The organism is Hydrogenophaga sp. PAMC20947, assembly GCF_004795855.1.
In the GTDB taxonomy this organism is placed as follows: Bacteria; Pseudomonadota; Gammaproteobacteria; order Burkholderiales; family Burkholderiaceae_C; genus Hydrogenophaga.
Genome location: NZ_CP039252.1, coordinates 2,089,888 through 2,102,179 on the forward strand (window position 1 = coordinate 2,089,888; position 12,292 = coordinate 2,102,179).

Annotated in this window: 10 protein-coding genes; all 10 read right to left on the reverse strand. The window is 62.6% G+C overall.

Annotated features, from left to right (window positions below):
- Nucleotides 1-9: 9 nt before the first annotated feature.
- The 10 genes from E5678_RS09365 to E5678_RS09410 all read right to left on the reverse strand — a co-directional run bounded on the left by E5678_RS09365 (nt 10) and on the right by E5678_RS09410 (nt 12,290).
- Nucleotides 10-999 (reverse strand): NAD(P)H-quinone oxidoreductase, encoded by a 990-nt coding sequence (locus E5678_RS09365; RefSeq protein ID WP_136180713.1) that lies wholly within the window; start codon nt 997-999, stop codon nt 10-12.
- Between the two features lie 24 nt (nt 1,000-1,023).
- The gene (gene pnp, locus E5678_RS09370) at nt 1,024-3,153 is read right to left on the reverse strand and encodes a polyribonucleotide nucleotidyltransferase (RefSeq protein WP_136178274.1); all 2,130 of its coding nucleotides are present in this window, start codon (nt 3,151-3,153) and stop codon (nt 1,024-1,026) included.
- A gap of 258 nt (nt 3,154-3,411) precedes the next feature.
- The gene (gene rpsO / locus E5678_RS09375) at nt 3,412-3,678 is read right to left on the reverse strand and encodes a 30S ribosomal protein S15 (RefSeq protein WP_136178275.1); all 267 of its coding nucleotides are present in this window, start codon (nt 3,676-3,678) and stop codon (nt 3,412-3,414) included.
- 130 nt (nt 3,679-3,808) lie between these two features.
- Nucleotides 3,809-4,999, reverse strand: a complete 1,191-nt coding sequence (locus E5678_RS09380; RefSeq protein ID WP_136178276.1) for a pyridoxal phosphate-dependent aminotransferase — start codon at nt 4,997-4,999, stop codon at nt 3,809-3,811.
- A 66-nt stretch (nt 5,000-5,065) separates the two neighbouring features.
- Nucleotides 5,066-6,232, reverse strand: coding sequence for a branched-chain amino acid ABC transporter substrate-binding protein (locus E5678_RS09385; RefSeq protein ID WP_247597012.1), 1,167 nt, complete (start codon nt 6,230-6,232; stop codon nt 5,066-5,068).
- A 263-nt stretch (nt 6,233-6,495) separates the two neighbouring features.
- Nucleotides 6,496-7,596, reverse strand: a complete 1,101-nt coding sequence (tsaD, locus tag E5678_RS09390) for a tRNA (adenosine(37)-N6)-threonylcarbamoyltransferase complex transferase subunit TsaD (RefSeq protein ID WP_136178278.1) — start codon at nt 7,594-7,596, stop codon at nt 6,496-6,498.
- Nucleotides 7,597-7,639: 43 nt separating this feature from the next.
- The gene (locus E5678_RS09395) at nt 7,640-8,362 is read right to left on the reverse strand and encodes a Crp/Fnr family transcriptional regulator (protein ID WP_136178279.1); all 723 of its coding nucleotides are present in this window, start codon (nt 8,360-8,362) and stop codon (nt 7,640-7,642) included.
- Nucleotides 8,363-8,476: 114 nt separating this feature from the next.
- Nucleotides 8,477-10,324, reverse strand: a complete 1,848-nt coding sequence (locus E5678_RS09400; protein ID WP_136178280.1) for a VWA domain-containing protein — start codon at nt 10,322-10,324, stop codon at nt 8,477-8,479.
- Nucleotides 10,324-11,283, reverse strand: coding sequence for a 4Fe-4S binding protein (locus E5678_RS09405; protein ID WP_136178281.1), 960 nt, complete (start codon nt 11,281-11,283; stop codon nt 10,324-10,326). The genes E5678_RS09400 and E5678_RS09405 overlap by 1 nt, the downstream gene beginning before the upstream one ends.
- 197 nt (nt 11,284-11,480) lie before the next feature.
- Nucleotides 11,481-12,290, reverse strand: a complete 810-nt coding sequence (locus tag E5678_RS09410) for a CbbQ/NirQ/NorQ/GpvN family protein (RefSeq protein ID WP_136178282.1) — start codon at nt 12,288-12,290, stop codon at nt 11,481-11,483.
- Between the last annotated feature and the right edge of the window lie 2 nt (nt 12,291-12,292).

Genomic DNA, 12,292 nt, shown 5'->3' on the forward strand with positions numbered 1-12,292 from the left:
CCGGAGCATTCAAGCCCAGGTGAGCACAATCTTGCCGATGTGCTGATTGGACTCCATCAAGGCGTGGGCCTCGGCCGCACGCGATGCTTCAAATTCGCGGTAAATAACGGGTTTGATCAACCCCTGCGACAGCAACGGCCACACCCGTTCGCCCAGGCTTTTCGCGATGGCCGCCTTGAAGGCTACCGGCCGGGGACGCAACGTGGAACCGGTGATCACCAGACGGCGACGCAATACCAGGCCCGCATTGAGCTCGGCTTTCACACCGCCTTGTACGGCGATGATGACGATACGACCGTCTTCCGCCATGCACTCGACTTCGCGCGCCACATAGCTGCCGGCCACCATGTCGAGGACAACGTCGACGCCACGACCAGACGTGAGCTTCATCACCTCGGCCGCAAAGTCTTGCGTTTTGTAGTTGATGGCGTGGTCGGCTCCGAGCTGCAGACAGGCCGCACACTTCTCGTCACTGCCTGCCGTGGTGATCACGGTAGCGCCGAACGCCTTGGCCAGTTGAATGGCGGTTACGCCGATTCCGCTGGTCCCCCCCTGAATCAACAGCGTTTCACCAGCCTGCAAGCGGGCTCGGTCAAACACATTGCTCCAGACGGTAAAAAAAGTTTCGGGCAATGAGGCCGCAGCCACATCGTCCAGTCCATCGGGCACCGGCAGACACTGCTCAACAGGTGCGACGGCGAATTGGGCATAGCCCCCGCCGGCCACCAGCGCACACACGCGGTCACCGACCTTGAAGCCCGCCGAGGCCATGGCCTCGACATCGCCGGCTTCGATCACGCCAGAGACTTCAAGCCCCGGCAGATCGGAGGCACCGGGCGGCGGCGGATAAGCGCCGCTGCGTTGCAGGACATCGGGCCGATTGACGCCAGATGCACGCACGCGGATCAGCACTTCTCCCGCACCCGCAACAGGCCGGGGTCGCTCGCACAACACCAGTACCTCGGGTGCACCAAAGGCGCTGATTTCTACGGCTTGCATCTGGGTCATATCAGTCCTCCGCAATCACGACTGTGGTTGCTGCTGTGGTTGCTCGGCGCTGTTGCGGTCGATCAAAGCCTTCATGGACAGCTTGACGCGGCCCTTTTCGTCGGTCTCGAGCACTTTGACTTTGACAATCTGGCCTTCGGTCAGGTAGTCGGTCACTTTTTCCACCCGCTCATGAGCGATCTGGCTGATGTGCAGCAGGCCGTCTTTACCGGGCAGCAAGTTGACCAGGGCACCGAAGTCCAGGATCTTCGTGATCGGGCCTTCGTAAACCTTGCCAATTTCCACTTCGGCGGTGATCTGCTCGATGCGGCGCTTGGCTTCTTCGGCCTTGGAGGCTTCGGTCGCTGCGATGGTGATGGTGCCGTCTTCGTCGATGTTGATCTGGCAGCCAGTTTCTTCGGTCAGCGCACGGATCACGGAGCCGCCCTTGCCGATCACGTCACGGATCTTCTCGGGGTTGATCTTCATCGTGAACAACTTGGGTGCAAAGTCGGACACTTCGGTCTTGGCTTCGCCCATGGCTTCCTGCATCTTGCCCAGGATGTGCATGCGGGCTTCTTTGGCTTGCGCCAGTGCAACCTGCATGATCTCTTTGGTGATGCCCTGGATCTTGATGTCCATCTGCAAGGCGGAGATACCGTTGGTGGTACCGGCGACCTTGAAGTCCATGTCACCCAGGTGATCTTCGTCACCCAGGATGTCGGTCAACACGGCGAAGCGGTTGCCATCCTTGATCAGGCCCATGGCGATACCGGCCACGTGGGCTTTCATGGGCACACCTGCGTCCATCAAAGCCAGGCAGCCACCGCAGACAGAAGCCATCGACGACGAACCGTTGGATTCGGTGATTTCCGACACCACGCGCATGGTGTACGGGAAGTCTTCCTTGCTTGGCAGCACGGCGATCAGCGCCCGCTTGGCCAGGCGGCCGTGGCCGATTTCGCGGCGCTTGGGTGAGCCAAAACGGCCCGCTTCGCCTGTGGCGAAGGGAGGCATGTTGTAGTGCAGCATGAAGCGGTCTTCGTACTCGCCGGCCAATGCATCGATGCGCTGGGCATCGCGGTCGGTACCCAGCGTGGCAACCACAAGCGCCTGTGTTTCACCGCGGGTGAACAGGGCCGAACCGTGGGTACGGGGCAGCACGCTGTTGCGGATTTCGATGGCGCGCACGGTGCGGGTGTCGCGACCGTCGATGCGGGGCTCACCGGCCAGAATCTGACCACGCACAATCTTGGCTTCGATTTCAAACAGCAGCGATTCGATCGCTACGCTGTCGAATGCGGCACCTTCGGCCTTCAACGCCGCCATCACTTCGGCGTAAGCCGTGCGGCAGGCTTGCGTACGGGCTTGCTTGTTGCGGATCTGGTAGGCGGCTTCCAGCTTGGCCTTGGCCAGGCCGTCGATCTTGGCGATCAGGGGCTCATCCTTGGCAGGTGGCTGCCAATCCCAGGCCGGCTTGCCAGCGTCACGCACCAGCTCATTGATCGCGGCGATAGCGATGTTGCCTTGCTCATGGCCGAACACCACGGCGCCGAGCATGATTTCTTCGCTCAGCTGCTGGGCTTCGGACTCCACCATCAACACTGCGGCTTCGGTACCGGCGACGACGAGGTCGAGCTGGCTGTCTTTGAGCTGGGTCTGGCCTGGGTTCAGGACATATTCGCCATTCACATAGCCCACGCGCGCAGCGCCGATGGGGCCGTTGAACGGGATCCCGCTGATGGACAGAGCGGCGGAGGTGGCGATCAACGCCGCGATGTCGGCCTGCACTTCAGGGTTCAGACTGACCACGTGCACGATGACCTGGACTTCGTTGTAGAAGCCTTCGGGGAACAGGGGGCGAATCGGGCGATCGATCAGGCGGCAGGTCAGCGTTTCGAGTTCGCTGGGGCGGCCTTCGCGCTTGAAGAAGCTGCCGGGGATCTTGCCGGCGGCGTAGGTCTTTTCCGTGTAATCCACGGTCAGCGGGAAGAAATCTTGACCGGCCTTGGCATCGGTCTTGGCGACCACAGTGGCCAGCACCACGGTGTCATCGATGTTGACCAGCACAGCGCCGGAGGCTTGACGGGCGATTTCGCCGGTTTCCATGGTGACCGTGTGCGGGCCCCACTGAAAGGTCTTGGTGACTTTATTGAACATGCTCATGGTTTGCTCCTTGGCGCCACCCACACAGGGGTGACATGGCGTGCAGACAATCTGCACAAAACCCGGCGATCACAACCCAGAACACGATGCCATTCCAGCGGTCTTGCGGCCTTGCGCCACGCATGCAACACCGTTGGAATGACACAGCTTCGCTCTGTTGCCGCTGCGCCGGGATCAAAAGAACCAGCATCTGCAAACAAAAAACGCCCGAGCCAGCGAACCAACTCAGGCGATTTCCGTATCAGAACCTGGTCAAAATTACTTGCGCAGACCCTGTTTCTGGATCAGGGCGAGGTAACGCTCAGCATCTTTGGACTTGAGGTAGTCCAGCAGCTTGCGGCGACGGCTCACCATGCGCAACAGACCACGGCGACCATGGTGGTCTTTGGCGTGGGTCTTGAAGTGGGGGGTCAGTTCGTTGATGCGTGCGGTCAGGATAGCGACCTGCACTTCCGGGCTACCGGTGTCATTGGCGGCACGGGCATTGTCCGCAACGACGGCGGCTTTGATGTCTTTGGCGATCATGGAAATTTCCTTCTATAACAAGCGACCCGTCGCAGCCTGCAAGCCCCGGAATGCCGGAAACCTGGCGCCGCAACGGGCGTGAATTGCCATTGAAAACAACGGCAACCTCAAATTATAGCCCAGCTGCGGTTCAGGGCTGCTGGTCCAGCCATTGGCGCAGCCGTTCAGCGCCCTGCACGAGCCGCGCAGGGTCAAGACTGGCAAAGCACCAGCGCAACCAGCCCGACGCTTCCTGGCCAAACGCGCTGCCCGGGGCCAGTCCCAGCCCGGCTTCACGCACGAGGCGCTTGGCCGTGTCCAGGCAATCAGGGTGTCCTTCCAGACGGAAGAAGGCGTACATGCCGCCCTTGGGTTCGGCCAGGGTCACGCCTGGAATGGCCAACAACAAGGGGACCAGGGTGTCGCGGCACACCCGGAGGTGGTTCACAAGCGCAGGGGTGATCTCATCACCCCGCTTCAAGGCGGCCTGTGCGGCACGCTGGACAAACACGGGGGCGCAAGACGTGTTGAACTCGATCAATTTCCCCATGGTCGGGGTGAGCATGGCAGGCAATACGAGCCACCCCAGACGCCAGCCTGTCATCAGAAAGCTCTTGGAAAAGCTGTGCGCCACGATCAACCGGTCTTCGGGCTCGGCCACGTCCAGAAAACTGCTGGCGGCACCATTGGCGGTATCACCAGCGAAATAGAGGCGCTCGTACACCTCGTCGGCCAGTATCCAGGTGCCGGTGTGACGGCAGTGCTCAAGGATGGTGGCCTGCTGGGCGCGGTCGAGCGTCCAGCCGGTCGGGTTGTTGGGGGCATTGAGGATCAGCAGCTTGGTCGTCGGCGTGATGGCGGTCAGCAAGGCATCCATGTCCAGCACCCAGGCTCCCGCCCGGGCGCCCTTCTCCTGCACCTTGAGCGGGACACAGCGCAGACGCGCACCCATGATGCGGGGCTGGGCCAGCAGATTGGGCCAGACTGGCGTGATCGCGACCGCTTCATCGCCCGCATCGAGCAAGGCCTGGGACGCGAGCATCAAGCCGTTGACCCCACCCGAGGTGACCGCGAGTCTGGGCTGCCAGTGGGGTGCGCCGCGACCGGGGTGCAGGGCGTCGGTGTAAACGGCAAGGGCTTCGCGCAGCTCCGGCAGCCCAAGGTTGTGGGCGTAAAAGGTTTCGCCAGCCTGCAGGGAAGCCATGGCGGCCTCTCGCACAAAAGCCGGGGTAACTTCGTCGCTCTCGCCGAACCAGAATTTCAGCACGCCTTCGCGACCCAGACCTTCGTTGGCCACTTCTCGGATGCGTGATTCTTCCAGCTTCTCAATGACCTGTCGCATTCAACTCTCCTTCGTCAATATCTGGCTTGCGTCAAGGTGGCCACTCGCGCCGGTACGATGGAAGCGTCAGGGTCGCTGCATATTGCAGGTGTGCGGCAGTTCTGCCTGCTGGGCGCTCAGCTGGCGCACCACCCGAAAACCAAAGCCCGAGCCTTCGACATCAAACGGGGTACCCGGGGCGCCTTGGCGGTCCATCACGGCCACCGCGAGCGCTTGTTGCAACTGGTGGTCGCCCGGCCTCATGCGCGCCTTCTGCCCTGCCAGGGTGACCTCGGCTGTTTCCAGCTCGGACGCAATCCGACCCGCCTCCAGCGAACCGGCACGTTCGATAGCCTGCGCCAGCGCTTCGATCATGAGCTGCATGCGCATGTGCACATAGTCGTCCTCGGGCTTGGGAAAGCGCTGGCGAAACGACTGGTAGAACGCGGCGGACGCTGTACCAGGCGTGTTGGGGAACCAGTCGGCCACGGCGATCACCTTGCCAATGCCGGCTTCGCCGATGGCGGCCGGTGCACCCAACGCATTGCCATAGAACGTGTAGAAGGTCCCTTCAAAACCCACTTCACGTGCTGCCTTGACCAGCAGCGTCAGGTCGTTGCCCCAGTTGCCGGTCAGCACAGCTTGTGCGCCGCTGGCCTTGATTTTGGCGGCGTAGGGCAAAAAGTCTTTCACCCGTGCCACGGGATGCAGCTCTTCGCCCACGATGGTCACGTCGGGCCGTTTTTCATTCAGCTGGCGCTTGGCCTCGCGCAACACGCCCTGGCCAAAGCTGTAGTCCTGACCGATCAGGTACACGTTTTTCAGTGCCTTGTCCTCGCGCAACACGCTCATGAGAGCGGTCATGCGCATGTCGGCATGGGCATCAAAACGAAAATGCCAGAAGCTGCACTTTTCGTTGGTGAGCGACGGATCGACAGCCGAATAGTTCAAATACACCACGCTGCGCGCCGGATCGCGCTCGTTGTGCTTGCCAATGGCGTCGATCAGCCCTGCGGCAGCAGCCGACGAATTCCCCTGGGTAACGATCCGGATGCCCTGGTCCACGGCGGAGCGCAGGCTGGACAGGGCCTCTTCGGTCTGTCCTTTGCTGTCGAAGCGCTCAATGAGCAGTGGGCGGTTTCCGCCTGGCCATTTCACGCCACCTCGGGCATTGACCCGCTCAGTGGCCCAGACCAGGTTGCGGTAAACGGCTTCGCCGGTGTTGGCGAAGGGGCCCGACAGGCCCTCGATCATGCCGATCCGGATGGGCGCGCCCGTGGGCGACGTTTGCGCAAAGGCCTGGGAAAAGAGGCTGGCACCCAGCAGACAGCCGATCAGTGCGGCGCGGCGGTTCAGATAGGAAAAAGGCATGTGAAAAAGGTCTCGGGTTCAAGGGGATGGCGAGGACGCGCCAGCTTCACCGGCTTTGTCACGCCAGCGACAGAGCAGTACTGTAATTCATAATTAAAAATGCCCAAAGGCGAACTTGGCGCGGCGACTGACACGGCGCCCGGGAATCAGCTCAAGCCCACCCCATCCGACAACGCCGACAAGGGCCAGCGCGGCAACACATCAAACCGGTAGGCCGCCTCACCGGACTCAGGCTTCAGCAAACCCGCTTGAGACCGCAGCCCAGCGGCCAGCGCAATCATGGCGCCGTTGTCGGTGCACAAATGAAGCTCGGGGTAATGCACCCGCCAGCCCCGCCGCGCGCATTCGGCGTTGAGCTGCTCACGCAACAAGTCATTGGCCCCCACCCCCCCGGCCACCACCAAGCGTTTCAGGCCAGATTGTTTCACGGCCGTTACGGACTTCTTGATCAATACGTCCACGATGGCGGCTTGGGCGCTGGCGGCCACATCGGCTTTTTGGACCCTGTCGAGCTGCGCCGCCAGTTGTGGTGTGGCCGGCCCCTCAGGGCGCGCATGGGCCAGGCGCTTGACCTGGGTCAGCACCGCCGTTTTCAAGCCGGCAAAGGAAAAATCGAGGTCGCCGCTGTGCAGCAAAGGTCGCGGAAACTTGTAGGCCGTGGCATCGCCCTCGTGGGCCAGTTTGGACAATGCCGGTCCGCCGGGATACCCCAGGCCCAGCAACTTGGCTGACTTGTCGAACGCCTCCCCTGCAGCGTCGTCAATGGTTTCCCCCAGCAAGGTGTAGCGCCCTACCCCGTCAACCCGCATCAACTGGGTGTGGCCGCCCGACACCAGCAGGGCCACAAACGGAAATTCGGGCGGATCGGCGCTCAGAAAAGGCGACAGCAAATGGCCTTCGAGGTGGTGCACACCCATGGCCGGTTTGTCCAGCGCCATCGCCATGGCGCAAGCGACACCGGAACCCACCAGCAAGGCACCCGCCAGGCCTGGTCCACGCGTGTAGGCAATGGCATCCACGGCGCTCAAAGGCAATGCCGCCTGTTGCATCACCGATTCGGTGAGGGGCAAGACGCGGCGAATGTGGTCGCGGCTGGCCAGCTCGGGCACCACACCACCGTAAGCCTGGTGCATTTCAATCTGACTGTGCAGCGCGTGACCGAGCAGACGGGGCGTCGCGGTGCCGCTGGCATCGACCAGGGCAACGCCGGTTTCGTCACAAGACGATTCAAATCCAAGAATCAACATGCTGGGAAGTGTACGGCTCGGACAAGAACCGCTTCGGTGCCCCTCACGCCAGGGGAAAGCGAATCAGGCGTTGGGGGTCGGGAATGCGGATCTCCCGCTTGTCCATCTCGATCAGGCCCTTGGCTTCCAGCTCATGCAAGACGCGCGAGAAGTACTCGGGCGTCATCGACAAACGCGACGCAATCGCCGCCTTGCTGACGGGGAGAACCACCCGCTGAGGCCGTTCTGCCGCATCACCAGCGCCATCGGTCCCCGACTTCACATCGTCCGGCAGGTCTCGCATGAGGTAACCAATCACCCGCTCAACCCCACTGTGCAAGGCATAAGCCTGCACATCGCTGACCAAGCCATGCAAACGGCGGGACAGACCGGCCAGCATCCGCATGCAAAACCGGGTGTCGCGGCCAATTTCTTCCAGCAACGTCGCCTTGGCCACGCTGAGCACCACGGTGTCTGTCAGTGCCTGCGCATTGATGAAGTACGGCCTGTTCGTGAACATGAGCGCCTCACCGAAGCTGTTGCCCGGCCCCACAATTTCGATGATCTTTTCCTGTCCGGCGGGTGAGATCGCAAACAGCTTGACCTGCCCAGTCACCGTCACATGGAATTCATTGCAAGGTTCGCCGATGTGGAAAACCGGGTCACCCCGCCCAAGTCGCCTGAGCTTGCAACCCTGGGTCAATCGCTGCAATTCTGCAGGGTCCATGTCGTGAAACAACGGCAGCATGGAGAGATAACGGGGCAAGTCGAACTGATCGAGGTCCATAAATGAGGGGCGGGAACGGTCGTGAGGGTTTTGCCCAGGGCTTTGAGACGCGGCCAGGGGACAACAAGTGCGAAAGCACGACTGTACCCGCTTACCCCGCCTGAAGAACCTGCGTCAAGACCCGCTTTGGCGCATAAAGCGGGTATAGACCGTGGCCAGGCGCCCCACCAGATCCTGCGGCCGGTGCACCAGCGCGTAGCCTTGCTGGCCAAACAGCATGGGCAGGTAATCGTGGGCAGACTCGTCGATGGTGATGCAAAAAGGGATCAGGCCAGCGGCCCGCGCAGCCTGCACGGCGTGGCGGGTGTCTTCCAGGCCGTAACGCCCTTCGTAGATATCCAGGTCGTTGGGCTTGCCGTCGGTCAGGATCAACATCAGCCGCTGCCGCTCGGGCCGCTGGCCCAACCGCTCGGTGGCCAGACGGATGGCAGCGCCCATGCGGGTGTAGTAGCCCGGTTTGATCGCCCCCACGCGGTCGCGGCTGCCCGCATTCCACGGCTCGTCAAAGCCTTTGAGATGCTGGATGCGCACGTTGTGCCGCCGCACCGACGAAAACCCCAACATCTCGAAGGGATCGCCACTGGCGGCCAAGGCCTCACCAAACACATAGAGCGCATCGCGGATCACGTCGATCACGCGGGCCGTCTGGGTCGCGTAGGCATCGGTGGAAAGCGACAAATCGGCCAGCAACAAGGTGGCCAGGCTGCGCTCGGTGCGTACACGGCGCGTGAACACCGCAGGGGCCTCGCTGCTCGGGCTGCAGGCCGCATCCACCTGGTGGCGCACCCAGGCGTCCAGATCGATGTCATCGCCTTCCGACTGGCCCCTCGCCCGCCCGGTACCGGCACGCAAGACTTCCAGCCGTCGGCGCACGCGCTTGGCGGTGGCTCTCAGGGCCGCAGGCGGTGCATAGGATTCTGTGGGCTTGGCCACAAAGGTTTGCAACGCACAGTGCTCGGGCAGCAAAGCATTGCGTCTGAAATCCCACTCAGGAAAACGCTGACCCAGGCCCAGCGGCTGGTCGTCTGCCGCCGCACTGGGCAAGTCCAGATCAAATTTCACGCGCGAGGCTGCGGTCTGGCCATCGGGCGCAATGGCCAAGACGTCCATGTCGTTGGCCACGTTGCTGGCGTTTTCATCGGGGTCGTCGTCGGTGGCGCGATTGACTTTGATGAATTCACCCCACGACAAGACCGACTCGGCGCGGAAAAACATCATCAGCGGCGCCTTGTCTCGGTCGTCGCTCACCGCCTGGGCTCGGCGGCGGCGCGCATCGCTGGCCGTGGGCTTGCGCGCATCGCCGTTGGGCTGTGCGGGGTCGGCGCGTGACGTTGCAGCCTCTGGACCCATGCCCGCATCCAGCCACAACCAGACTGGCGCGACTTCGTGAGGGGCCACGCCCGCGCGCGCCTCCTCTTCGCTCACCGCCGGATCAGTGGCCAAGGCACCCTGCACCAGGGCCTCAGCCTGCGCCGCCCGACCCTTCAGTTGACCCAGGCTGGGCCGCAGCGCCCGTTGTGCGGCCAGCACATCCGCATAGCGTCGGGCCAACCCCGGAAAGCGCTGCAACACAGCGGCTGTGGCGCGCAGGTTGTCGGCGACCCAGTCGCCGGTTGGTTCGATCATGGCCGCCATAGCGGCCAGCCACACATAGAGTGCGCGGTTGAGTGCCGCGTCATCGAACACGGCCACCGTTGACGGCAAGGACAATGCTTCGGGTTCCAGGCGGCCCGTGGCTGCGTGGGTACCACTGCCAGCGATGCGTTCCAGCCAGCCGCGGGGCCCGCCGCTTCGCACATCGGTGGCCGGCGCCACGCGCACCGCGTGCCCCCCGCCACCGGCACGAAACAACATGCCGATCGCCCGCTGCATCTCGGGTAGATGCACGGCGGCTTGCGGATGCTGGCGGCTCGCAGCCTTGTTGATGAAGCGGTGCCATTGGGCACCCACCCATTCTTCCATCAGACACCCGCTTTCTGCGTTGTTGCCGTCTCGGCTGCCAGCTCGGCTTTGCGTTGCCGCAGGGTTTCGCGCACCGCATCGGCCCCGACCTTCCATTCCAGCAAGGGCTCGCGGCCTTTGGCTTCCTGCGTTTCCTCGCAGGAGTCAAGGCACTGGCCACACTGCACGCAGGAAAACATCATGCGCTTGATGTTGCGCGGGTTCAGGCGCATCGGGCAACCGTCGTCGCAGGCCGACCCGTCCGGGTGAACCGCGGTGCTGCAACTGCGGCAATCGCGGGCATGGTCACGGTCAAAAGCCACCACCATGCCCTTGGGATTGGCCATCCAAGCCAGGCTCTGAAACAGGCCGACGGCACAGCCGAACCGACAAAACAGATGGCGGGCAAAGGCGAATTCGAGTGTGAAAACCGCCGTGCCAATGGCGAGAAACCGCGCCTGGTTGGGGGTCAGCGCACCGGCCATCAGATTGGTCCAGATTTCGGCAGGCGGAAGCAGATAGGTCAACAAAGTGATGGCCCAGACAAAGCCGAAGCCCAGGCACAGCGTGCCAAACACCGGCCACCAGCGCGCAGAGGGCTTGACATTGGCGCGTGCGGTGCGGTGCTTGTCCCAGAAGCTCAATTTGCCGCTGGCGCGGTGCAAGGCGTTGTTGAGGGTTTCGACCAGCGTGAAGTGCGGACACAGCCAGCCGCAATACAAACGCCCGTACCGATAAGCCACCGCGAGAAAGGCAACCACCACGGCAATGCCCGGCAAGAATGCCCGCAGAAATATTTGAACAGCCACTTGTTGGGCGGTGATCTCGCCGGCCCTGAAGGCATCAATGCCCAGCGACCATCGCTGGCCCAGAAACCAGAGCTGGGCTTCGTTGAGATCGAAGCGCAGCAGGTTCAGCGCGGGGGCCAGCAAAAACAGGGCGAAAAAGCCCAACTGAAAGAAAAGACGGCGGCGTTGCATGATGAAGTGACTGAGGAGATGGCAGCGCCGCCGCTGCAAAACGTTAACGTGAATCGACGCCAAGCGTGTGAAGGCCCAGGCGCATGGAGAAAACACCTTCCGGTGCGCACCGTGGAACTGGATTTGCCAAGCCACTGCAGCGGCCCCCCCTTGAAAGGGGGAAGACTCGACGTGAAGCAGAGAGACGGTTCATTCGATCATCCGATGACGGCGGACACCACTTCATCCAAAGCGGCAGCTGTTTCAGCGTCGTCGGTCAAGGCGTCCACGATGGCGGCACGGCAAGCCACGGCCAGCGGCAGACCGCTGGCCACCAGGCGAGCGGCCATCACCAGCAAACGGGTGCTGACGGTTTCTTCCAGGTCGTGGTCGGTCAAACGGCGCAAGGCCGTGGCCAACTGCACCAGGCGAGAAGCCAACGAGGCGTCCACGCCCGCTTCCTGCTCGATGATCCCCTGCTCCACCTGGGCATTGGGGTAACCGAAGGTCAGCGCGATGAAACGTTGACGCGTGCTGGGCTTGAGACTCTTCAGCAGGTTCTGGTAGCCAGGGTTGTAGCTGATGACCAGCATGAAACCCGGGGGTGCCACCAGCTGTTCGCCAGTGCGCTCAATCGGCAAGACGCGCCGATCGTCAGCCAAGGGGTGCAAAACCACCGTGGTGTCCTTGCGCGCTTCGACCACCTCGTCGAGGTAGCAGATCGCGCCCGTACGCACCGCGCGAGCCAGAGGGCCATCGGCCCAGACCGTGCCTTGCCCACCAATCAAATGGCGGCCCACCAGGTCGGCCGCACTCAGATCGTCATGGCAGCTCACCGTGATGAGCGGACGTCCCAGGCGGGCGGCCATGTGCTCCACAAAACGGGTCTTGCCGCAACCCGTCGGCCCTTTGATCAGCACCGGCAGTCGCTGGCGAAACGCGTGCTCAAAGAGCGTGGTTTCACCGGCCTGCTCGGCGTAGAAGGGCACGGCGGCTTGCGCCAGTTGCCTTTGCTCAGTGTGGTCCATGT

Coding starts and splice junctions, on each gene's coding strand:
- tsaD (WP_136178278.1), bottom strand. CDS start 7,596: ATGTTGATTCTTGGATTTGAATCGTCTTGTGACGAAACCGGCGTTGCC.
- E5678_RS09385 (WP_247597012.1), bottom strand. CDS start 6,232: ATGATCGAGGGCCTGTCGGGCCCCTTCGCCAACACCGGCGAAGCCGTT.
- E5678_RS09405 (WP_136178281.1), bottom strand. CDS start 11,283: ATGCAACGCCGCCGTCTTTTCTTTCAGTTGGGCTTTTTCGCCCTGTTT.
- E5678_RS09380 (WP_136178276.1), bottom strand. CDS start 4,999: ATGCGACAGGTCATTGAGAAGCTGGAAGAATCACGCATCCGAGAAGTG.
- E5678_RS09400 (WP_136178280.1), bottom strand. CDS start 10,324: ATGGAAGAATGGGTGGGTGCCCAATGGCACCGCTTCATCAACAAGGCT.
- pnp (WP_136178274.1), bottom strand. CDS start 3,153: ATGAGCATGTTCAATAAAGTCACCAAGACCTTTCAGTGGGGCCCGCAC.
- rpsO (WP_136178275.1), bottom strand. CDS start 3,678: ATGATCGCCAAAGACATCAAAGCCGCCGTCGTTGCGGACAATGCCCGT.
- E5678_RS09410 (WP_136178282.1), bottom strand. CDS start 12,290: ATGGACCACACTGAGCAAAGGCAACTGGCGCAAGCCGCCGTGCCCTTC.
- E5678_RS09395 (WP_136178279.1), bottom strand. CDS start 8,362: ATGGACCTCGATCAGTTCGACTTGCCCCGTTATCTCTCCATGCTGCCG.
- E5678_RS09365 (WP_136180713.1), bottom strand. CDS start 999: ATGCAAGCCGTAGAAATCAGCGCCTTTGGTGCACCCGAGGTACTGGTG.